The sequence below is a fragment of the Flavobacterium channae genome (genome assembly GCF_021172165.1).
GTDB classification, from domain to species: domain Bacteria; phylum Bacteroidota; class Bacteroidia; order Flavobacteriales; family Flavobacteriaceae; genus Flavobacterium; species Flavobacterium channae.
In genome coordinates this window covers 2,371,573-2,393,856 of sequence record NZ_CP089096.1, presented here as the reverse complement: position 1 = coordinate 2,393,856, position 22,284 = coordinate 2,371,573, and the positions used below count along the sequence as shown (strand labels likewise).

The window sequence follows — 22,284 nt, the reverse complement described above, 5'->3', positions numbered from 1 at the left end:
CAAAAATAAAAAAAACTGTTCAATCTTAACTTAGATTGAACAGTTTTTAAATTCTATTTTTGAATTAATTAGAAACCTAATTCTTTTTTAACGTCTGCTAATAAGTCAATTCCTTCAGCGAAAAGAACTCCAGAACCTGTTGTAGAATCTAAAACGTAGTTAACACCTTTAGCTTTAGCTACTTTTTGGATTGCTTTTTGAGCTTTTTCCATAATAGGTTTGATTAAATCTAATTCTTTTTGACCTAATTCTTTTTTTGCAGTTTGTTCAAATTGTTGAATTCGGCTACCCATATCTTGCATTTCTTTTGAACGAGTTTCATTTAAAGCGTCACCAGCTGTTGGAGCTTCTTGCTCGTATTTTTGCAATTTAGTTTGGTATTCTGCAACCATGTTTTTGTAATCTTTATCGTAAGTATCCTGAATCTTTTTCATTTGCTCTTGAGCTGTTTTCATTTCAGGCATAGTAGTCATTAATGTTTGAACATCTATATGCGCTACTTTTGATTGAGCTGAAACCTGAGTTCCAATGAAAAGTACGATTGCGATTGCTAAAGTTTTTAATTGTTTCATTTTTAATTTTAAAATTTAAGTTATTTAATTTCTGTTCTCTATTCAGTTTTCTGTTCTTTCTCTTTTTTAGCGGCTTCTTTTTCTTCAGCCATTTTTTTCTTTTTTTCTTCGATAGCCTTTTTGCGCTCTTCTAATTTTTTATTTCTATCGTCGATAGCTTTTTGTCTTATTTCAGCAGGAGTTAATTTTTTCTCTCCTTCATCTTTAACTTCGCCATCTTTTTTTGCTTCAGTTTCAGTTTTTACTTCACCTTCTTTTTTTGTTTCAGATTCTTTTGCTCCTGATTCTTTAGATTTTGTTTTTGTGTCGTCCTTAGTTTCAGTCTTGTTAGAATCTTTTTCAATTACTGTGCCATTTTTTTTAGCATCTCTCTCTTCAAGTAATTTTTTTCTTTTTTCTGCAGCTTCAGCTTTCTTTTGTTCGGTAGCTTGTTTGCGTTCTTCAATTAGCTTTTCTCTTGCTGCTTTTTTCTCGTCTAAGATTCTTTGGCGTTCTGTAAAAGCGGGGTTTTCTTCAACAGCTTCCTCTAAAGCTTCTTTAGCTTCCTGTGCTTTAAGTTGTTTTTTAGTCATTTCTTCTCTTTTTTGAGAAGCAGCTAATTTCTTAACGACAAAATCACTAATATCATACTTTTGAGCGGCAAACAACATGGTTAAATCTGAAGATTTGTCGAAGATAAAGTCGTATTTTCTTTGTTCTGCTACATCTTGAACAATTGTAAAGATTTGATCTTGTATAGGTTTAACTAAAACAGATTTTTGAATAATTAAATCACCTGCTGGTCCAAATCTTTTTTCTTGATAATCAAGTAATTCCTTTTCTTGGTGAGCGATTTCTTCTTCTCTTTCTTCAATTAGTTCTTTTGTTAAAAGAACTCTTTCTGTTTTTAAAGCTTCTTTTAACTTGTTGATTTCATTTTTTTTAACTTCTATTTCTTGCTTCCATTTTTGAGCTTTTTGCTCTAATTGATTCAAGGCATCTGCATAATCAGGCACTTTTTCTAGGATATATTCCATATCTATGTAGCCAATTTTAACACCTCTTGCGGTTTGGGCATTGGCAGAAAAAGAGATTAAAGCAAGTATAAATAATAGTTTTTTCATTTCAATTTAGTTTTGTTGGTGGTTGAATCTTTATGATTCTACTTTAATAAGTATCAAACGTAATTAATGATAAAATATTTTTACGAATTTAACAAAAAAGTACAAACAAACCTTAAAATTGTTGACCAATAATAAAGTGTGTTTGCCAACCACTTTTAACTGTCTCTCCAGGAATTGCATCAAAACCATGAGCAAAGTCAATACCAAGTAAACCGAATGCTGGCATAAATACACGAATACCAACACCAGCAGAGCGTTGAAGTTTAAATGGATTGTATTCTTTGAATGTGTCAAACGCAGAACCTGCTTCTAAGAAACTTAATGCGTAAATAGATGCGGACTGATTTAATGTAATTGGATAACGTAGCTCTAATGAAAATTTATTATAAATTGTTCCTCCATCTTGTGATGATAATGAGTTATTAGGATATCCTCTTAATTGTATAACTTCTCTTCCGTCTAAAGAAAAGTTAGCTAAACCGTCACCACCTAAGAAGAATCTTTCAAATGGAACTAAACCTCTGTCAGAGTTATAAGCCCCCATAAATCCAAACTCAGCATTAGTTCTTAAGACTAATTTTTCATAAACACGAGTATACCAATCTGCTTTAAATTTGATTTTATAATATTCTAACCAGTTGAACCTTTTTTGATCTACTTTTCCTTGGTCTACAGCAGCATCAGCAGGGTCTGTAACAGGATAACCTTCACTATTTAAATAACTTCCGGCAGGATAGTTGGATCCGTCTGGAGCTTCTCCGGCTTCGGTAGCTCTAATTTTATATGCTGCCTGGTTTTTTAAATCTGCATAGTCAATTCCATTAAATAGAGAGTAAGGCAGCGTAAATTTTCCACTGATACTGAATTCGGAACCAGTTGTAGGGAATATTGGGTTTACTCCTTTACTGTTTCTAGAAAGGCCAATTGTGTAAGCTAAGTTTCTAGAGGCTCCATTTCCAAATGTAAACAATCCAGTATTGTAGTTGTTTAAATCATAATATTGGAAAGAAACAGCTTGTGATAATACAAAATAATCATCTGGTACTTTTAATCTTTTTGCAATACCAACAGATAAAGAGGTAATATTAAAGCTTTGGTTTCTATTGACATCTCTGGATCTATAATTGTATAAAAATTGTTTACTATGAGATAAAGATGTAGAAAAACTTACGGGTTTTTTTCCTCCAAACCATGGTTCAGAGAATGATAAACTATACGTTTGGAAATACGAACTTCCTTGTAAGCGTAAGGCTAATTTTTGCCCATCTCCCATAGGTAGCGGTTTGTAAGCATCTTTTTTGAACATTTTTCTTGCAGAGAAATTATTGAAAGATAATCCTAAAGTCCCAATAAATCCACCTCCACCGTAGCCTCCTTGAAGTTCTACTTGACTCGAACCTTTTTCAACTACATTATATTCGATGTCAACTGTTCCTGCTTGAGGGTCAACATTTTTGAAATCAGGTTTGATCGCTTCAGGATCAAAGAATCCTAATTGGCCAATTTCACGAATCGAACGAACTAAATCTTCTTTGCTGTATTTTTGCCCAGGTCTTGTTTTAAGTTCTCTATAAATTACATGGTCGTTTGTTTTGTCATTACCAACAACTGTAATTTTGTTGAAATAAGCAATTGGTCCTTCGGTAATTCTGATTTCAAAATCAATGGTGTCATTTACTGTTCTAACTTCAACAGGGTTGATACTTGAAAATAAATATCCAGTGTTCTGATATAAGTTTGTTAAATCTTCCCCATCTGGTTTTGTATTGTCAGCAATTCTTTTTTGCAGGATTGTTCCGTTATACACATCTCCTTTTTTAATTCCTAAAATTGAGTTTAACTGATTGTCAGTATAAACGGTATTTCCTAAATAGCGTATGTCGCCAAAATAGTATTTTCTACCTTCTTCTAATTTTACTTTAATAGATAAAGTATTAGAAGATTTATCGTAAATAACAGAATCTGAAATTATTCGAGCATCTCTGTTTCCTTTTTCTTTATATTTATCAATTACAGAAGCTAAGTCTTCTTTGTATTTTTCTTTGATAAACTTTGATTTTTTAAAAATGCGAATTGGATTACGTTGCTTTGTGTTTTTAAAAGCTTTTCTCAACTTTGCATCACTAAGTTGTTCATTGCCTTCAAAATCTATATTTTTTACCTTTACTTTGTTTCCTCTATCAATGTTGATTACCATTTTAACTTCAGTATCAATACTATCAGGAATTGTGTTGATAACAACTTTAGTTTGGTAATAACCTTCTTTTTTATATTTATTTTCGAAGTAATTTTTTGTTGTAGTGATCAAATTTTCATTAACAATTTTCCCCTTTTTTAAGTCGGTTTCTTTAATTAGTTCTTCAGATTTACCTTTTTTAACCCCTTTTATTTTTACATCAGAAATTTTAGGTAATTCATTAATATTCAATTCTAGAAAAATACTATCTCCTTTAATTTCATTTACATAGAAGTTTACATCAGAAAACAATCCTAATTTCCATAGTTTTTTAATTGCAATACTAATGTCTTCCCCTGGAACCATTATTGTTTGTCCTTTTTCGAGTCCTGTAAAAGTAGTAACAGTTTGCTCGTTATAGGAAATTTTTCCTGTAACTTGAATTTTAGCTAAAATATATTCTTTTCCATTTTCAAGTTTAGTTTCTTGAGCAAAAATAGAAATGTTATTCAGTAATAATAGGATAGAAAATAATTGTATTGCTTTTTTAAACATTTTTTTCGGGTATAATTTGTTCGCTGGTTTTTCCAAATCTGCGTTCACGTTTTTGATAACTAATAATTGACTCATATAAATCGTTCTCTGAAAAATCTGGCCAAAGGACATCTGTAAAATAAAATTCGGCATATGCAATTTGCCATAATAGGAAATTACTTATTCTGTGTTCACCGCTAGTTCTAATTACTAAATCTACATCTGGCAAATTGTGTGTGTAAAGATGCTGATTAATAATTGATTCGTCAATAGCCTCTTCAGAAATTATATTATTTTTAACTTTGTTTGATATTTTTTTAACAGCTTGTATTAACTCTTCTCGTGAACCATAGCTTAGCGCTAGTGTTAACGTCATTCTTGTGTTTTCAGCTGTTTTATTGATTACTTCTAGTAATTCTTTTTGCACGCTATCGGGTAAATTTGTTAAATTTCCAATTGCATTTAATTTGATATTATTGCTTTGTAATGTTTTAATTTCTTTTTTTAATGAAGAAACTAATAACTTCATTAGGGTGTCAACTTCTAATTTTGGTCGATTCCAGTTTTCAGTTGAAAAAGCATAAAGTGTTAGGTTTTTAATACCTAGTTTTGCACATGCTTCTACAGTTGTTCTTACTGATTTGGTTCCATTTTCATGCCCTAAAGCACGTAACATTCCTTTTTGTTTTGCCCATCTTCCATTGCCATCCATTATAATAGCTAAATGGTTGGGTAAATAATCGGTATTTATCTTTTGTAATAATTCCATATTATTCAGAACAAAAACATGGGTTTTGCCCAAATGTGTAAGTTAGTGTTAATCCAGTAAACACATACCAATCGTTACTGTTTAAATTTCCAAAGCGTAAAGTTTCAAAATTATCATTTTTTGGATTACTTCCATCTAAATTATCAGTGAAAGAATATCGTAATCCTACCTCAGCTCCAATAATAAAATTTTCAAAGAAACGTCCTTTTAAACCTACTATTATAGGGATAGCAAATGTGCTGCTTTGATAATCTTCGTTGCTTTTATTATTTAGTATGTATATTTCATCATAAATAAAATAGCTAATTCCGCTATAAACATATGGAGATATTTTAGTTTTTGAATCATGTAAGTCAAAGTCCAGGAAGTTAAATTCTAAACCAGCTGAAAATTCTTTAACACTATTTTTAAATGAAAACCCTCTTAAATTTCTACTAGGAACATCACTGTCTTTATCATTTGAAGTTAAACTTCCTTGGGTATATGAAAATCTGTAAGAATGCCTCGGACTTCTATTCCATCTGTATAGTATTCCTATTGCAGGCTCATTTGGAGATATGTAACTTGTTGGACCTACATCACCTATATAGTTAACACCCCCAACAAAAACACCTAATTCGTTGATTTGAGAATAAGCATTGAAGTTGCAGAAAATCAGTAATGTGTAAAATAATAGGTACTTCATTTTTTTAAATAGTTTGCAAATATAATAATATTGATTTCTTATCCCTATTTTATGAGATTTTTTTGTTATTAATTATAAATAGAAACGCTAAAAAATGAATAATGATATAAGAAAGATGTTAATTTCTTTTATCTTCTCCCCAAAGTAATTTTTTTCTGATAGTGTTTAAAAAAGATTCTTCTTTGAACTCAATTATTGAAATGGTAAACGGAGATTTTTTAATTTTTACAACGGTATCTTTAGAAACTGCTGATATCCTCGAATCTAACGAAATTAAAAACTGTTCTTCACGTCCTGAAATGCGAAGTTCAATTTCCATATCATCTGGAATAACTAAAGGTCTTGCATTTAGGTTGTGTGGTGCCATTGGTGTAATTACCAAACTTTCTACATTTGGAGTAAGAACTGGTCCTCCACAACTTAAAGAATACCCTGTTGAGCCTGTAGGTGTTGAAATAATTAAACCATCTGCCCAATATGAAGTAAGATATTCGCCATTTAAATAGGTTATAATAGTAATCATCGAAGTGGTGTCTTTTCGGGCAACGGTAACTTCGTTTAGAGCAAAATCTAATTCGCTAAAATTGTCGTATTCTGGAGTAGTTTTAATACTCAATAAAGTTCTTTTTGAAATAGCATAATCATTATCAAGTAGTTTTTGCAAAAGTGGTTCAATGTTATCAAACTGAATCGTTGCTAAGAAACCTAATCTTCCAGCGTTAATTCCAATAATAGGAATATTTTTATCTCTAACAAATGTGGCGGCTTTTAGTATTGTACCGTCACCGCCAATGCTAATTAAAGCTTTAAAATCATTATTTAATGTTTTGTGGCAAGAGTATGTTTTATAATTTTTTGAAACGATATTTTTTTCTTTTAAAATGTCTAAAAAATGTGCTTCAAAAGCAATTTCAATATCTTTTGACTCTAAAAATGAAACTACTTTTTGTACCGTTTCGGCCGTACTATTTTGATAATATTGACCAAATAATGCTATTTTCATTACGATCTATTTTTAAATATTTAAATATTTGTCTAAGTAATCTGAACGTTCTTTTAAGCTATTTAAATAAGAATCTTCCTGATGTTCCGAAATGATTTCATATTCATAACGTCTAAAAGTTTGAATAATATCGTTTAAGCCACTTTGACTGATTTTTATAGTAATTTCTACTTTTTTTCCCACAACATTTGAGATAAATGATCCTAAAATTTTGGCGTTATTACTTTCTATGATTTGGGACACCTGACTCATAGAAAATTTATCCGATTCTTTTTTAACTACAATAATTCCACCTTCTTCTTTTAAGAATGGCGTTTCATGAAAAAAGCGAATTACATCTTCAAGTTCATAATATCCTAAATAAGTATTTTTGTCATCTAAAACGGGAATTAAGTTGCTTTCGTTTTTAGCAAAAATCTCCAATACATCAAGCCAAATGGTAGTAGTACGAACAAAAAAACGTTCAAAATGAAATCGACTATCATTAATGATAGAATCACTATTTAATAGTTCTACATTTTCTTTGCTCACGCAGCCAATATATACACCATCTTCGGTTACTGGAAAATGACTGTATCGAAAGTCTAAAAATAAATCCTGTGCTTCCGCTATTGAATCCGTGTGTTTTAATGGTTTTATTTCGTTAGTGATGTAGCTTGTTAAATTATTCATTGTAGATAAGATGAAAATATATCGCAAATTAATCAAAAAATACTACATGCTAGCTAACTTATACTTTGTATTTTTGTATAAATTAAAATTATTATGACAAAGTTATCTGTAAATATTAATAAAATTGCCACACTTCGAAATTCAAGAGGAGGAAATGTTCCTGATTTATTGAAAGTTGCAAAAGATATTCAGCAATTTGGAGCACAAGGAATAACCATTCATCCAAGACCCGATGAAAGACATATTCGCTATCAAGATGCACGCGATTTAAAATCGGTTGTGTATACCGAATATAATATTGAAGGAAATCCACAACATAATTTTATCGATTTGGTTTTAGAATGTAAGCCTACTCAAGTGACTTTGGTTCCCGATGCTATTGGAGCTTTGACTTCTAATGCGGGTTGGGATACTATAAAACATCAATCGTATTTAATAGAAGTTATTCAAGAATTTCAAAGAAACGGAATCCGAACATCTATTTTTGTGGATGCCGATGAACGAATGATTGAAGGAGCAAAAGCTACAGGAACAGAAAGAATTGAATTGTATACCGAATCTTTTGCTCACGAATATGGATTAGGAAATAAAAGCGGAATTGAGCCTTACGTAAAAGCCGCAATCAAAGCGAATGAACTAGGATTAGGAATTAATGCAGGGCATGATTTGAGTTTGGATAATATCAAGTTTTTCAAAGACAATATTCCTGGATTGCTTGAAGTTTCGATTGGTCATGCTCTGATTTCAGAATCTTTATATTTAGGATTGGAAAATGTAGTGAATATGTATCTTCAAAAATTGAAATAAGATGTTATTGCATTCAAGAATAGAAGGCGAAGGAAAGCCATTAGTAATTATCCACGGTTTTTTAGGAATGTCAGACAATTGGAAAACTTTAGGAACTCAATTTGCAAATGAAGGTTTTCAAGTTCACGCTTTAGACTTAAGAAATCACGGCAAAAGTTTTCATTCAGAAGATTTTTCATATGATATCATGGTAGAAGATGTAAAGCAATATTGCGATTATCATAAACTAGCAGATATCAGTATTATAGGGCATTCTATGGGTGGAAAAGTTGCAATGCTTTTAGCAACAACATATCCTGAATTAGTTTCTAAATTAATTGTGGCTGATATTGGTCCGAAATATTATGCACCACATCACCAAACCATTTTAGCAGCTTTGAATGCGGTTGATTTTTCTAAAAAACCGAGTAGAGGAGAAGTGGAAGAAATAGTTTCGGGCTACATAAAAGACTTTGGAACAAGACAATTTTTATTAAAAAATTTATATTGGGCTGCTCCAGAACAATTGGCTTTTCGTTTCAATCTAAAAGTTTTTAATGAAAAAATAGAGACCATTGGAACAGCATTGCCTTTTGAAAATATATTCTATAAAGAGGCCTTGTTTTTAAGAGGAGATAAATCGGATTATATATTGGATAGTGATTTTGAAACCATTTATCACCACTTTCCAAAATCCAAAATTGAAACAATAAAAAATGCAGGACACTGGTTGCATGCTGAAAACCCAATCGATTTTTTTAACTATGTAATAGATTTTATTAAATAAAACGTCAAAAAATTATGCATGCATAATTTTTTAGTTAAAAAAATTGTAAAATTCATATTTTGTTATACTTTTGAAGTATTGATTTATTATAACAAAGAAAAAACTAACACATTTTTACATTATGAGAAAATTACTTTCTTTAACATTATTGGCTTTAGCTGGCTCTTCTGCTTTTGCAGGAGGATACAGAGTTAGTATTCAAGGCCAAAAACAATTAGCTATGGGGCACACAGGTGTTGCTGTAGTAAATAGTGCAGAGGTTGCTTTTTTTAATCCTGCAGGTATGGCTTACCTAGATAAGAAATTTAATTTATCTGTTGGAGCAAATGGGCTGTTTGCTAACACTAAATTTCAAAATTCTCAATATGGTTGGGAAGCTGATACTAAAAATTTTGGAACTCCTTTTAGTGTTTATGCAACTTACAAGTTAAATAACTGGTTTACGGCTGGTTTAGCTGTTTATACACCTTACGGAAGTGCTGTTGAATGGGATCAAGATTGGCAAGGTTCTCACTTGGTAAATAATATTGATTTGCAAGCTATTTTTGTTCAACCTTCTCTTTCTGTAAGAATAGGAGAGCATTTTAGTGTAGGTGGCGGTCCAATTTTTGCTACAGGATCTGTTAATTTTAATAGAAACGTAGATAGATCAACTACGAACTCTGGTGGTGAAAGAACAGATTTAACTATTGAATCAAAAGGAATCACCGCTTGGGGTTATACAGCAGGATTCATGTTTAATCCTACAAATAAATTACGTATTGGGATGAACTATCGTTCAGAAATAATCATGGAGGCTAGAGATGGTGATGTTACTTTTGGAGATTATCCAGAATTCGGTACTGCACCAACTACAAAATTTAATGCAGATTTACCATTACCTGCAGAATTAACAGTAGGTATGTCATATAAGGTTACTGATAAATTCTTAGTTGCATTTGATTATAATAGAGCAATGTGGAGTGCTTACAAAAGTTTAGATGTTGACTTTACTAATAATACACCAACACTTCAAGATTCTCATAATCCTAGAAATTACAAAAATGCAAGTACTTATAGAGTGGGGATGCAGTATGTTGCAAATGATAAATTTACTTTTAGAGCAGGATGGTATTTTGATGAAAGCCCTGTACAAGATGGTTATTTTGCACCAGAAACACCTAGAAATGACTCTATGGGATATACAGGAGGTTTAACTTATCAAGTAAACAGTAAATTAGGTATTGACCTTTCTTTCCTTTACTTACATTTTGATGAAGTTGATAATTCTTACGACCATGTTAGTGATGGAAGTAGCTTTGGAGGAACATATAAATCTGTTGTTTTCTCTCCAGGAATTGGTATAACATACGGGTTTTAATTTTTAATATTTGAAAGATGAAAAATAAATTTATATACTTAGCTATTTTAGCTGCTGGTTTTGCTTCTTGTGAACCAGAATTTGAAAACGAAGTAGATGCAAATTATACTTCAGGTGATGCTGATTTTACATCATATGTGGCTATTGGTAATTCATTAACTGCTGGTTATATGGATGGTACGGTTTCAAGAGTGGGTCAAACCTATTCTTTCCCAAATTTATTAGCTCAAAAATTTGCATTAGTAGGTGGTGGTGCATTCACTCAACCTTCTTATGAAGATGATGCTAGCAATTTAGGAGGATTAATGTTGTTTGGTAATCAAATTGGTTCTACAAGATTAGTGATTGACATTTCTCAAGGTCGTCCAGAAAATTTATCTGGAACTCCATCTATTGAAGTTTCAAATTTACAAGCTACTGCATATAATAATATGGGAGTTCCAGGTGCAAAATCCTTTCATTTAGTTGCTCCTGGTTATGGAAATTTAGCAGGCGTTGCTCTTGGTCAATCTAACCCTTATTTTGTTAGACATGCAACTTCTCCATCAGCTACTGTTTTAGGAGATGCGATGACTAAAAATCCTACTTTCTTCACTAACTGGATTGGAGCAAATGATGTATTATCATATGCAACTAACGGTGGTGCTAAAGCTGACGGTGTTACACCTGCTACTGATCATAATATTACAGGAAATATGAATCCTGCTACTTATGGATCTAATGATATTACAAATTCAAATCTTTTTGCAGGGGTTTATTCAAATATTATTAATACGTTGACTTCTAATGGCGCTAAAGGAGTTGTTGCTACAATCCCAAGTGTGACTTCTATTCCTTATTTTACAACCGTTCCTTATAATGCATTACCAGCAGAAGCTACGGCGACTAATGCTACTGCAATTGCATTATATCAATTTTTATCAGTTGCTACAGGAGGTAGAATTTCTCCTTTAAATACAACACCTGGTTCAAAAAATCCAGTATTAATTAAAGATACAGATTTAACAAACATTAGTGCAACAATTCAAGCATATGCTGCTGGTTCTGGTAATTCTTTGTTGATGGCTAATGCTGCTGCATTAGGAGCAATTTATGGTCAAGCTAGACATGCTACTGCGGAAGATTTATTTGTTTTACCATCGAGTTCTATTATTGGTCAAGAAAATCCTGCAGGAACAGCTCCTTTTAATGTTAATGGTGTAACATTACCATTAGCAAATAAATGGGTTTTAACAACAAATGAAAAAGTAAAAGTTGTAAATGCTACTTCATCTTACAATGCTGCTATCAGATCAATCGCTGCTTCAAAAGGTTTGGCAGTTGCAGATATGAATTTAATCATGAATCAATTGGTTTCTGGGTTGAGAATTGATGACGGTACCATTTATACTGCAAATTATTTCTCACCTACAACCGCAAGTTCTGTGTTGTTTTCATTAGACGGTGTGCATCCAAATCCAAGAGGTTATGCTGTAATTGCTAATGAGATTATCAAAGTGATTAATAATCATTATCATGCTAATATTCCAATTTATTCTCCAGCTAATTTCCCTGGTATAAGTATTGTACCATCAAATTAAGAGTTTAAAAATAATTAAAAAAGAGGCATCATTATTGATGCCTTTTTTTGTAACTTTAAATTTTAAATAAAATCATAATGAATTTAATTATTAAACTTCTTATTAGTACAATTGTTGTTTTTGTACTGTCTTATTTTTTGCCAGGTGTTCATGTAACTGATTTAACCGGAGCTTTATTGGTAGCGGTTGTTTTGGGACTTTTAAATACATTTTTAAAACCTGTTTTAGTTTTGCTTACGATTCCTGTTACTTTTTTTACACTTGGTTTATTTTTATTAGTAATCAATGCTATAATAATTTTAATCTGCGATTATTTTATTATAGAATTCAGTGTAGACAGCTTTGTTGATGCCCTTTTGTTTAGTGTCTTATTATCAATTACACAATCCATTCTGAATAAAATTTTTGTTAGTGAAGATTAATTTTTAGCGAATTGAATTTCAATAAATTAAAAACTTGTTTGGGTTGCAAAAATTCTATAATTTTGCAACCCAAATTTTATGGTACTTAAACAAAAGAAATAATGAACATTACAAAAACGCAAGTTGATGATTTAAATGCTATTGTAACAGTAGCAATTACAAAAGAAGACTATTCTGATAAAGTAGAAAAAGTATTAGCTGACTATAGAAAAAACGCATCAGTTCCAGGTTTTAGAAAAGGAGGAGTTCCAATGAGTTTAATTCAAAAGCAATATGGTAAAGCCGTGTTGTTAGATGAAGTAAACAAAATTTTACAATCGTCTTTAAACGATTACTTAGTAGCAGAAAAATTAGATATTCTTGGAAATCCACTTCCAAAAGTAACAGAAGATTTCAACTGGGATAATGATAATTTGTCTTTTGATTTCGAATTAGGATTAGCACCTCAATTTTCAGTAGATTTAACTGCTAAAAATAATGTTACTAAATTCAATGTTATCGCAGATGATAAAATGTTGAATGAGCAAGTAGAAAGAATTCAAAAACAATACGGAAAGTTAATTTCTCAATCTGAAGTTAAAGCAGATTACGAAGTAAGAGGAACTTTTACTAACGAAGAAAAAGGAATCAGCGCTCCAGCTAATTTTGCATTAGATATTTTTGCTGATAAAAAAGCAGCAAAAGCTTTCATTGGTAAAAAAGTAGGTGATGTGGTAACTATCGGAACTAAAGGTCTATTTGACGATGACCACAAATTAATGGATTACTTAAAAGTAGGTCATGATGATGTTCATGGTTTAGATATCAATGTTGATTTTACAATTGAGGAAATCAATTCAGTTGAAAAAGCAGAATTAAACCAAGAATTATTCGATAAATTATTCGGACCTGGAGTTATCTCTTCTGTAGAAGAATTAAAAGCGAAAATCAAAGAAGATGCAGAAGCACAATTCGCACAACAAGCTGATCAAAAATTCTTAAACGATGTTACAGAATTCTTAATCGAAACTACAAAATTCGATTTACCAGCTGAATTCCTAAAAAAATGGATTCAAACAGTTGGTGAAACACCTTTAACTGCTGAACAAGCTGAAGAAGAATTTGCAAGATCTGAAAAAGGATTACGTTTCCAATTAATTGAAGGGAAAGTAATGGCTGAAAACAATTTACAAATCACTTTCGAAGATTTACAATCACATACAGCTGATTTAATCAAGAAACAAATGGCACAATTTGGTCAATTAAATCCTTCAGAAGATGAAATTAACGGAATTGTAGCTCGCGTAATGTCAAACCAAGATGAAGTAAAACGTTTATCAGAGCAAGTAATGAGCGAAAAAATGTTAGGTCTTTACAAAGAAAAAGTAAAAGCTAAAACTAAAGAAGTGAATTACGAGCAATTTATCAAAGAAATGTACGGAGAATAATATCTCACAAAAAATAATTATCTTTGAGCGTCAGACTAGTTTTGGCGCTTTTTTATTGAAGACATTTCTTTCATAAAATAAAAGATAATCATTTAAAATATAATGTTTTTTAGTTCAACTCATTTAAACTTTTAAACGCTTAAACATTTAAACAAAAAATTATGAACTACGGAAAAGAATTTAAAAAATATGCTACTAAGCATCACGGAGTAAACAGTTTATATTACGATAAAATCGTTAGCAGTATGACGCCATATATTATTGAAGAACGCCAATTAAACGTAGCTTCGATGGACGTTTTCTCTCGTTTAATGATGGATAGAATCATTTTCTTAGGAACGGGTGTTGATGATTATGTGGCGAATATTATCCAAGCGCAATTGTTGTTTTTAGAAAGTGTTGACGCTTCAAAAGATATCAGTATTTATATCAATTCACCAGGAGGAAGTGTATATGCTGGATTAGGAATTTACGATACCATGCAATTTGTAAAACCAGATGTGGCTACTATCTGTACCGGAATGGCGGCTTCTATGGGAGCAGTTTTATTATGTGCAGGAGCAGAGGGGAAACGTTCTGCTTTACCCCATTCTAGAGTGATGATTCACCAACCATCTGGAGGAGCACAAGGTGTGGCTACCGATATGGAAATCAACTTGAAAGAAATGTTGAAATTAAAAGAAGAATTATATCAAATCATTTCACATCATTCAAAACAACCTTACGATAAAGTTTATAAAGACAGCGAAAGGGATTATTGGATGAAAGCAGCTGAAGCTAAAGAATATGGAATGATTGATGAGGTTTTAACAAGATAATAAAAAGGTGTTAGGTAATGGGTTATAGGTAAAAGGTTTGCCCATCACCCATTAGCCAAAACCTTTAACCAAGAAAAAAATGGCTAAAGAAGTATTAGAGTGTTCATTCTGCGGAAGGAAAAAGCCTGAAACCAATTTATTAATTGCAGGAATTAATGCGCATATTTGCGATAAATGCATCGAACAAGCTCACGGAATTGTATTAGAGGAATTAAAGCAATCAGGAAATTCAGAATTGGTTGCTGATTTGATTCTTTTAAAACCAAAAGAAATTCGTGCGTTTTTAGATGACTACGTTATTGGACAAGATCAAACTAAAAAGGTAATGAGTGTAGCGGTTTATAATCATTACAAGCGTTTGATGCAAATTCAATTAGAAGACGAAGTTGAGATAGAGAAAAGTAATATCTTGATGGTTGGACAAACCGGAACAGGGAAAACATTAGTAGCAAAAACCATTGCTAAAATGTTGAATGTTCCTTTGGCTATAGTTGATGCAACTGTTTTAACTGAAGCTGGTTATGTAGGAGAAGATGTAGAAAGTATCTTAACTCGTTTGTTGCAAGCTGCCGATTATGATGTAGCTAAAGCCGAAAGAGGTATCGTTTTTATTGACGAGATTGATAAAATTGCCCGTAAGAGCGATAACCCTTCTATAACCCGAGATGTTTCGGGTGAAGGAGTACAGCAAGCTTTATTGAAACTGTTAGAAGGAACCGTTGTAAACGTACCACCTAAAGGAGGAAGAAAACATCCAGATCAAAAATTTGTTGAAGTAAATACTCAAAATATCTTATTCATCGCTGGTGGCGCTTTTGATGGTATTGAAAGAATCATTTCAAAACGTTTGAACAGACAAGCAGTGGGGTATAGTTCGTCTATTGGAACTGACCATATTGATAAAGATAATTTGTTGCAATATTTGATTCCAAAGGATGTTAAAGATTTTGGATTAATCCCAGAAATTATTGGCCGTTTACCCGTTTTAACACACATGGATCCTTTGGATGCAAAAACGTTAAGAGCTATTTTAACAGAGCCTAAAAATGCCTTAGTAAAACAATATAAAAAATTGTTTGAAATGGATGAAGTGACTTTAGATATCGAAGAAGAAGCTTTGGATTATATTGTTTCTAAAGCTTTAGAGTATAAACTTGGAGCAAGAGGTTTACGTTCGTTATGTGAAGCAATTTTAACCGATGCTATGTACGAATTGCCAAGTTCTGACGACAAACACCTTCAGGTTACAAAAGAATATGCTGAAAACAGTTTGAGTAAAAATTTATTGCAAAGATTGAAAGCAGTTTCTTAAGGAAATAACTAATAAATAAAAAGGTCGCCATTGGCGACCTTTTTTTATGATTAAGCATTTTTCTTTTGCTCGATTGTTTTAGTTTGTTTAGCATTTACATAGCTTGATTTACAACTCCAGCCGCTAGAGCATGATGTTAATAATACAATTGTTGATAAGGCTAATACTAGAGAGATTTTTTTCATTTTTTTATAGTTGTGATTAATTGAGAGAGTGCTTTTTTATTTTACGATTTTGAATTCAACCCTTCTATTTGTTTGGTCTTGTTTAGCTGAACATTTCTCGCATTTTTCTAACAATTCGCTTTCACCAAAACCTTTGTAAGTTAATTGCGTTGCTGGAATACCTTTTTTAAGTAAATATTGATATGCAGATTTTGCTCTACTTTCTGAAAGTGTTTGGTTGTAAGTTTCAGAACCTTTGCTATCAGTGTGAGCATTAATTGTAATACTCATGTTTGTATTGTTCTTAAGAACTTCAACAATTTTGTTCAACGATAATTCAGATTCTTTTTTAATTGTTGATTTATTGAAATCAAAATAAATATTTTCAATTACAATTGCGTCTTCAGTAACAACTGCTTTCTTTTGAGTTAAAGCAATGTTTTTATCTGTATCACCAGTAGCAATGTTTGTTTTCTTAGTTTCGTAACCATCTTTCATAACTTCAACGTTATAAAAAGTTAATGGTTCTAAAGCTAATTTAATTTTGCCATTATTATCAGATACAGTCTCTGCTAATTTAGTTCCAAATTCGTCAGTTACAACAACTGTTGCGTTTGGTAAAGCTGTTTTAGTAACTTCTTCAACTACAGTATAGCTAAAGTGTAAATTCTCTTGCTTTTTAATTTCGAATTTTAAAATATCAAAATTACCCGATTGTTTTTTATCCGTTGAAATATATCCTTTAGATGGAGAAGTCATTACAAAAGCAACATCGTCTCTTCTTGAATTTAAATCAGTACCTAAATTCATTGCCGTTAAGAATGAATTGTCAACATAAGCCGATCTAAATACATCATAACCACCTAAATTTAAATGTCCTTTAGAAGAAAAATATAAATATTTGCTGTCAGAAGACATGTATGGATATTTCTCATCGTCTGCAGTATTTACGTTTGGACCTAAGTTAACTAATTTCCCAATAGTTCCATCTTGCGCAATAGTAGCTTCATAAATATCAAATCCACCAAATCCACCAGGAATGTTTGAAGCAATATAAATTTTCTTTCCGTCAGGAGAAACGCTTGGAGTTTCAGCTGAATATTGCTCAGGAACCACATTTAAATTGGTGATGTTTGTCCATTTTTTAGCATCTTTCTCATTAAGAGTTGCTTTGTGTAGGGTAAATAATTGTTTATTATTAGGGTTTTCTTGAGTAAAGAAAATAGTTCTTTGATCAGAAGAAAATCCGATTGAACCTTCATCGTTTTCAGAATCCAACGCTTGAGAGAAAAGTAGTGGAAAAGATAAGTTTCCGTCTTCTTTCACATCTACACAATATAAGTTATTGTTTGGAGTATTTGTAATTGGATTAACAGTTACATCAGCATGTCTTCTTTTTTTATTAGATAAGATGATGTATTTGTTTTTAAAGAAAGTGGTACCAATTTCATTTAATTCCGTATTGATTCCTGTATCACTAGTAATGAAGCTAATTCCTTTTGTGTTTTTATTAATGGCATTTACAATGGCTTCTGCTCCTTCTGAACGTTTAGGTTCTTGTCCAAATGATAAAAAGCTTCCTAATAGTAAAAATAACGTAAGGATTTTGTTTAGTTTCATAAATTTAAATACTTAAATAATAGTTAGTTAATCTAGGGGTTAAATCGGGCGCAAATTTAGAGCTATTTTTTGTAAAAAAAATTATATATGCATTTATTTATTGATAACCAGCTAAAAATCCGATATAATGCAAAAAAAATCGATTTACTGCATTTTGAGTAAATCGATTTTCTTAAAGATTTCGCAATAAAATCAAATTAACAATATTGGTTTTTATAGAATTCGTTGTTAAAAGAACTTTTTTTAGTTTTTTCTATTGTGTTTTCGCACTTTCTGTAAGGTCCACATTTATAACGTCTTGGTCCGCAAGATACTGTAATTAGGACTAATGTCATAAGAGAATATATTATCTTCTTTTTCATACTGTTTTATTGTAGTGTTAATAGGCTTTCTAGATAATTTCGTTCATTAGAAAGTCGTGGTACTTTGTGTTGACCACCTAGTTTATCTTGTTGTTTTAACCAATCATAAAAAAGATTTTCACGAGCCACATTTAATACTAACGGATTTAAGGTCATGTTGTTGTAACGTTTGGCTTCATAATCAGAATTGACACTTTGAAGATTTTCGTCTAAAGCCTTTTGGAAATTCTCAATATTATTTGGTTTGGTTTTAAATTCTATTATCCATTCGTGAGCGCCTTTTTGTTTATCGTTCATAAAAATGGGAGCCACCGTATAATCCATAATTTCACAATTGAATTCTTTGCAAGTTTTGGTTAGAGCTGTATCGGTATTTTCAACCATCAATTCTTCACCAAAAACGTTGATATGATGTTTGGTTCTTCCTGTAACTTTAATTCTGTATGGGTTTAACGATGTAAAACGAATGGTGTCGCCAATTAAATAACGCCACAAACCTGAATTAGTTGTAATTACCAATGCGTAGTTTTTGTTTAATTCTACTTCATTAAGTCGGATTACTCGTTGGTTTAAAGTGCCGAAAGTTTCCATTGGAATGAATTCGTAGAAAATTCCATAATCCAACATTAATAACAATTCGTTGGAATCATTTTGGTCTTGGATTGCAAAAAATCCTTCCGAAGCATTGTATATTTCGTAATATTTGAAATCACTTTTTGGGAACAATTTTTTGTATTGTTCTCTATAAGGGTCAAAATTTACTCCACCATGAAAGTACACTTCAGCATTTGGCCAAAGTTCCAACATATTTGATTTTCCAGTGGTTTCCAATGATTTTTGTAACAAAACCATCATCCAACTAGGAACTCCAGCTAAACTAGTTACATTTTCATTGATAGTCTCATTTATAATTGCTGGAAGTTTGGTTTCCCAATCTCCCATTAAGGAAATTTTACTACTAGGAGTAGAGCTAAACTCGGCCCATATTGGCATATTGTCAATTAAAATGGCAGATAAATCACCAAAGAACGTATTATTATCTTCATACAATTGCTTGCTACCGCCAAGACGAAGACTTTTTCCTACAAACAGTTGTGAATCTTCATTATTATTTAAATACAAACACAATAAATCCTTACTTGCTTTGTAATGACAATTTTCTAATGCTTCTGAACTTACAGGAATGAATTTGCTCTTAGCATTAGTAGTTCCGCTTGATTTTGCAAACCATTTAATATTCGTATTCCAAAAAACATTTTGTTCTCCTTGTCTTGTTCGTTCAATTAAAGGTTCTAAATCTTCATAAGTTGAAATAGGTATGCGTTCATTAAATGTAGCATAATTTTTTATGGATGAAAATTCGTATTTTTTTCCAATTAGTGTATTTTCTGCCGATTTAATTAAGCTAAAAAGTAATTCTTCTTGAACTTCTTGAGGATATTTTAAAAACAATTCCATTTGATGAATTCGCTTCTTCAATATCCAAGTGGCAACAGAATTTATAATTTGCAGTGGCATTTACCTATTTCTAATTTTGAATTATTAATTGGGAATAATAACTTTACCAAAAATAGCATTTTTTTTAAATAATAATACTAAAAAGTAAATCTTAACACAAATGAATTATCAAGGCACGCTAAGTAAAATGCAAACCGAATTTGGGAATCCAATTCAATACTATCTGGTTTTTGAAAACAGTTTTTTAAATCTGAATCAATTATTAGGAAAACCAATGGAAATTGAATTTCAAGGCTACCAATGTTTGAATTGCGGAAAAGCCAAGAAAATTTTTCGTCAAGGATTTTGTTACGATTGTTTTATGAGCAGCCCAGCAGTTGGCGATTGGATTATGAAGCCCGAATTAAGTACCGCGCATTTAGATATTGAAGATAGAGACTTGGAATATGAAAAACGCATACAATTACAACCTCATGTAGTGTATTTAGCCTTATCAAGTGAAGTAAAAGTAGGGGTAACAAGAAAAACACAAGTTCCTACTAGATGGATAGACCAAGGCGCTGTGCAAGCTATTCCAATAGTTGAAGTTCCAAATAGGTATTTAGCAGGAATTACAGAAGTTGCCTTGAAAAATCATTTTGCAGATAAAACCAATTGGCAAAAAATGTTAAAAAATGAATATCTAGAGATGGATTTAATTGCTAAACGAAATAAAGTTTTCGATTGGTTGCCAACTGAAGTAAAAGACTATTTTCCAAAAGAAGAAAAAATTATCCAACTAGATTTTCCAGTATTGCAATATCCTAAAAAAATTACGAGTTTGAATTTAGATAAAACACCAAACTTCTCTGGAACGCTAACCGGCATTAAAGGTCAATATCTGCTATTTGAAGATGGAACCGTTTTTAATGTTAGAACTTATGAAGGTTATGTGGTGAAGATGAGCTTGTAGAATATTAATTTCTTTAATAAAAAACAAAAATGATAATAGCGACTTTCAATTAAACGAAAGTCGCTATAGAAAATTAAGATTAAATATAAGTATGAGTTAATTGGCAGGTGTTAATACATTTCCTCCACCTGTGCCTCCTCCACCTGTACCTGCACTAATTACGTCAAATAATTTATAAAACCAATCTGTGCAACCGCATTCATTCCATGCTCTTATGCCAATATTTAATTGATCACTACTCCTTGGATTTACATCTTTGTAAGCAGTGTCGGTATAATTTCTCACATAGCTATTAGGGATTATCCATTCGTAAGTTAAATTATAATTTCCACTTTCAGGGTAAATAAGTGCGCTATAAGTTGCCTTTAGAGTTGTCCAACTACCAGCATAAAAATCATAAGAACCAATTTTAAGTATGTTTAATCCTGAATTTTCAGGTAAACCAACCCAAACTCCTTTTCTAATTTCAACATTTGTATTTGGAATAGTATATGAAATGTAACCCGAATTTTGATTGTCAGATGGATTTTTAATTACAGTTACACTATTTGAATTTTGAGAAATTATTTGCAAGTTTGGAGAAACATCCCAATTAAAAGTGGTTATACAAGGATGACTTGCTTCTGTGATTGTGTAAGTATAATACTGATTTGAACAAACAGAACTAGAACCTGAAATAACGGCATCGTTTACATTACTAGGAATTCCAATTTGTATATTTTCTTTAGAAATCGTTGCTATTTGATTACAAGTATTTTGAACAGTAGCAGAAATAGAAACAATACCATCTGAAACTTTTGTAACTAAAATTTCATTAGTACCAGTTAAACTAACTGTTGCAATATTATTATTTGATGATGTAACAGATTGAATAACTACACTACTTGGTAGATTGTTTATGGAATAAATACCAGTATCACAAACATAATTATTACCCGAAATTGAAAGTGTGTTTGTATTAAAAGGAGCACGGCTGACAACGCAAGTTTTAGTAGCTTGAGTAACACTATTAATACTTGGGGTTACGGTTACATTTGAAGGTAAATTATTAGTAGAATTTGGTTGTAAAGTTCTAGAAGTAGCTGTTGAACTAACTAATGTCCAACCTGGATGATTCCAACTATAAGTTACATTTGCCCCACTTGGAATATTTGCTGGAGTAATAGTAAATGTTCTTAGGCTTGTATCACCACAACCTAAACTTACTGTTGAAGGTGATAATGAAAATGACGGAGGAGGGGTTTTGGTAATTGTAAAGCTACAAGCAGTTTGATATTCAACATTTCCACTTGACTTAAAAACTACAAATAAAGTACCACCAGAAGTATTAAAATCGGAAGAATTTATTGAGAAATTAGCAGTTGTAAGATAGGTACTTGGTTCTGATGTACTCCAAAATGATTCTTGAATTTGTATCCAACTTCTTTCAATTCTCGAGTCTGAGGAGGATTTCTGAGTATAAACACGCAAATCACTTAAACCAACAACTTGACCATTAGGTTTACTTAAATTTATACTTAAATATAATGATGTGCTAATACTTGATGCTAAATCTATATTCCCACAATTTGATGGATACACAGTAGGTTGACCATTATTTGTATATTGTAAATTTTGTACACTTACTGTTACTTGAGAATGAGTATTAAAACTAAAAAATAGTATTACAACTAATTTTAAAAACTTTATTTTGTTTTTCATTTTATTGTTTTTTAAAAGATT

At 31.4% G+C, this 22,284-nt stretch carries 19 protein-coding genes; 9 read left to right on the top strand and 10 right to left on the bottom strand.

Going from position 1 to position 22,284, the window contains the following annotated elements:
* Positions 1–68: 68 nt before the first annotated feature.
* From LOS89_RS11135 to LOS89_RS11105, 7 genes are all read right to left on the bottom strand, one after another.
* Complete coding sequence (locus tag LOS89_RS11135; RefSeq protein ID WP_231835320.1) at positions 69–572, bottom strand: OmpH/Skp family outer membrane protein; 504 nt, start codon at positions 570–572, stop codon at positions 69–71.
* Positions 573–610: 38 nt separating this feature from the next.
* Positions 611–1,675 (bottom strand): OmpH/Skp family outer membrane protein, encoded by a 1,065-nt coding sequence (locus LOS89_RS11130; protein WP_231835319.1) that lies wholly within the window; start codon positions 1,673–1,675, stop codon positions 611–613.
* 112 nt (positions 1,676–1,787) lie between these two features.
* The gene (gene bamA, locus LOS89_RS11125; RefSeq protein ID WP_231835318.1) at positions 1,788–4,481 is read right to left on the bottom strand and encodes an outer membrane protein assembly factor BamA; all 2,694 of its coding nucleotides are present in this window, start codon (positions 4,479–4,481) and stop codon (positions 1,788–1,790) included.
* Positions 4,399–5,154: an undecaprenyl pyrophosphate synthase gene (gene uppS / locus LOS89_RS11120; protein WP_231835317.1), complete on the bottom strand. Its 756-nt coding sequence runs from the start codon at positions 5,152–5,154 to the stop codon at positions 4,399–4,401. Before uppS ends, bamA begins: the two co-directional genes overlap by 83 nt.
* Position 5,155: 1 nt before the next feature.
* Positions 5,156–5,839, bottom strand: coding sequence for a type IX secretion system protein PorG (gene porG / locus LOS89_RS11115; RefSeq protein WP_231835316.1), 684 nt, complete (start codon positions 5,837–5,839; stop codon positions 5,156–5,158).
* Positions 5,840–5,957: 118 nt separating this feature from the next.
* Positions 5,958–6,842, bottom strand: coding sequence for an NAD kinase (locus tag LOS89_RS11110; protein ID WP_231835315.1), 885 nt, complete (start codon positions 6,840–6,842; stop codon positions 5,958–5,960).
* A 12-nt stretch (positions 6,843–6,854) separates the two neighbouring features.
* Positions 6,855–7,514 carry a CBS domain-containing protein gene (locus LOS89_RS11105; RefSeq protein ID WP_231835314.1) on the bottom strand — a complete coding sequence of 220 codons (660 nt, stop codon included), beginning with the start codon at positions 7,512–7,514 and terminating at the stop codon, positions 6,855–6,857.
* Between the two features lie 93 nt (positions 7,515–7,607).
* Between LOS89_RS11105 and LOS89_RS11100 the strand changes: the two genes are divergently transcribed.
* The 8 genes from LOS89_RS11100 to clpX all read left to right on the top strand — a co-directional run bounded on the left by LOS89_RS11100 (position 7,608) and on the right by clpX (position 16,006).
* Positions 7,608–8,321, top strand: coding sequence for a pyridoxine 5'-phosphate synthase (locus LOS89_RS11100; protein WP_231835313.1), 714 nt, complete (start codon positions 7,608–7,610; stop codon positions 8,319–8,321).
* 1 nt (position 8,322) lies between these two features.
* The gene (locus tag LOS89_RS11095; RefSeq protein WP_231835312.1) at positions 8,323–9,087 is read left to right on the top strand and encodes an alpha/beta fold hydrolase; all 765 of its coding nucleotides are present in this window, start codon (positions 8,323–8,325) and stop codon (positions 9,085–9,087) included.
* 121 nt (positions 9,088–9,208) lie between these two features.
* Positions 9,209–10,447: an OmpP1/FadL family transporter gene (locus tag LOS89_RS11090; protein ID WP_231835311.1), complete on the top strand. Its 1,239-nt coding sequence runs from the start codon at positions 9,209–9,211 to the stop codon at positions 10,445–10,447.
* Between the two features lie 17 nt (positions 10,448–10,464).
* Positions 10,465–12,027 (top strand): SGNH/GDSL hydrolase family protein, encoded by a 1,563-nt coding sequence (locus tag LOS89_RS11085; RefSeq protein ID WP_231835310.1) that lies wholly within the window; start codon positions 10,465–10,467, stop codon positions 12,025–12,027.
* Between the two features lie 77 nt (positions 12,028–12,104).
* Positions 12,105–12,449 carry a phage holin family protein gene (locus LOS89_RS11080; protein ID WP_231835309.1) on the top strand — a complete coding sequence of 115 codons (345 nt, stop codon included), beginning with the start codon at positions 12,105–12,107 and terminating at the stop codon, positions 12,447–12,449.
* Positions 12,450–12,550: 101 nt separating this feature from the next.
* Entirely contained in the window at positions 12,551–13,876 is a 1,326-nt protein-coding gene (tig, locus tag LOS89_RS11075; protein ID WP_231835308.1) for a trigger factor, read from the top strand.
* A 161-nt stretch (positions 13,877–14,037) separates the two neighbouring features.
* On the top strand, positions 14,038–14,694 hold the full coding sequence (gene clpP / locus LOS89_RS11070; RefSeq protein WP_231835307.1) for an ATP-dependent Clp endopeptidase proteolytic subunit ClpP: 657 nt from the start codon (positions 14,038–14,040) through the stop codon (positions 14,692–14,694).
* Positions 14,695–14,773: 79 nt separating this feature from the next.
* Entirely contained in the window at positions 14,774–16,006 is a 1,233-nt protein-coding gene (gene clpX, locus LOS89_RS11065) for an ATP-dependent Clp protease ATP-binding subunit ClpX (protein ID WP_231835306.1), read from the top strand.
* Positions 16,007–16,227: 221 nt separating this feature from the next.
* Here clpX and LOS89_RS11060 read toward each other — a convergent pair whose 3' ends face one another.
* Positions 16,228–17,790 (bottom strand): OmpA family protein, encoded by a 1,563-nt coding sequence (locus tag LOS89_RS11060; protein WP_231835305.1) that lies wholly within the window; start codon positions 17,788–17,790, stop codon positions 16,228–16,230.
* 368 nt (positions 17,791–18,158) lie between these two features.
* Positions 18,159–19,670 (bottom strand): GH3 auxin-responsive promoter family protein, encoded by a 1,512-nt coding sequence (locus LOS89_RS11055; protein WP_231835304.1) that lies wholly within the window; start codon positions 19,668–19,670, stop codon positions 18,159–18,161.
* Between the two features lie 100 nt (positions 19,671–19,770).
* Between LOS89_RS11055 and LOS89_RS11050 the strand changes: the two genes are divergently transcribed.
* The gene (locus tag LOS89_RS11050; RefSeq protein ID WP_231835303.1) at positions 19,771–20,562 is read left to right on the top strand and encodes a DUF2797 domain-containing protein; all 792 of its coding nucleotides are present in this window, start codon (positions 19,771–19,773) and stop codon (positions 20,560–20,562) included.
* 96 nt (positions 20,563–20,658) lie between these two features.
* Here LOS89_RS11050 and LOS89_RS11045 read toward each other — a convergent pair whose 3' ends face one another.
* A complete protein-coding gene (locus LOS89_RS11045) occupies positions 20,659–22,263 on the bottom strand; it encodes an Ig-like domain-containing protein (protein ID WP_231835302.1) in 1,605 nt (534 codons plus the stop codon).
* Positions 22,264–22,284 lie beyond the last annotated feature (21 nt).

Bases quoted from the DNA above. Each gene is read 5' to 3' on its own strand.
- LOS89_RS11135 (WP_231835320.1), bottom strand. From the start codon at position 572: ATGAAACAATTAAAAACTTTAGCAATCGCAATCGTACTTTTCATTGGA.
- LOS89_RS11130 (WP_231835319.1), bottom strand. From the start codon at position 1,675: ATGAAAAAACTATTATTTATACTTGCTTTAATCTCTTTTTCTGCCAAT.
- bamA (WP_231835318.1), bottom strand. From the start codon at position 4,481: ATGAGTCAATTATTAGTTATCAAAAACGTGAACGCAGATTTGGAAAAA.
- uppS (WP_231835317.1), bottom strand. From the start codon at position 5,154: ATGGAATTATTACAAAAGATAAATACCGATTATTTACCCAACCATTTA.
- porG (WP_231835316.1), bottom strand. From the start codon at position 5,839: ATGAAGTACCTATTATTTTACACATTACTGATTTTCTGCAACTTCAAT.
- LOS89_RS11110 (WP_231835315.1), bottom strand. From the start codon at position 6,842: ATGAAAATAGCATTATTTGGTCAATATTATCAAAATAGTACGGCCGAA.
- LOS89_RS11105 (WP_231835314.1), bottom strand. From the start codon at position 7,514: ATGAATAATTTAACAAGCTACATCACTAACGAAATAAAACCATTAAAA.
- LOS89_RS11100 (WP_231835313.1), top strand. From the start codon at position 7,608: ATGACAAAGTTATCTGTAAATATTAATAAAATTGCCACACTTCGAAAT.
- LOS89_RS11095 (WP_231835312.1), top strand. From the start codon at position 8,323: ATGTTATTGCATTCAAGAATAGAAGGCGAAGGAAAGCCATTAGTAATT.
- LOS89_RS11090 (WP_231835311.1), top strand. From the start codon at position 9,209: ATGAGAAAATTACTTTCTTTAACATTATTGGCTTTAGCTGGCTCTTCT.
- LOS89_RS11085 (WP_231835310.1), top strand. From the start codon at position 10,465: ATGAAAAATAAATTTATATACTTAGCTATTTTAGCTGCTGGTTTTGCT.
- LOS89_RS11080 (WP_231835309.1), top strand. From the start codon at position 12,105: ATGAATTTAATTATTAAACTTCTTATTAGTACAATTGTTGTTTTTGTA.
- tig (WP_231835308.1), top strand. From the start codon at position 12,551: ATGAACATTACAAAAACGCAAGTTGATGATTTAAATGCTATTGTAACA.
- clpP (WP_231835307.1), top strand. From the start codon at position 14,038: ATGAACTACGGAAAAGAATTTAAAAAATATGCTACTAAGCATCACGGA.
- clpX (WP_231835306.1), top strand. From the start codon at position 14,774: ATGGCTAAAGAAGTATTAGAGTGTTCATTCTGCGGAAGGAAAAAGCCT.
- LOS89_RS11060 (WP_231835305.1), bottom strand. From the start codon at position 17,790: ATGAAACTAAACAAAATCCTTACGTTATTTTTACTATTAGGAAGCTTT.
- LOS89_RS11055 (WP_231835304.1), bottom strand. From the start codon at position 19,670: ATGCCACTGCAAATTATAAATTCTGTTGCCACTTGGATATTGAAGAAG.
- LOS89_RS11050 (WP_231835303.1), top strand. From the start codon at position 19,771: ATGAATTATCAAGGCACGCTAAGTAAAATGCAAACCGAATTTGGGAAT.
- LOS89_RS11045 (WP_231835302.1), bottom strand. From the start codon at position 22,263: ATGAAAAACAAAATAAAGTTTTTAAAATTAGTTGTAATACTATTTTTT.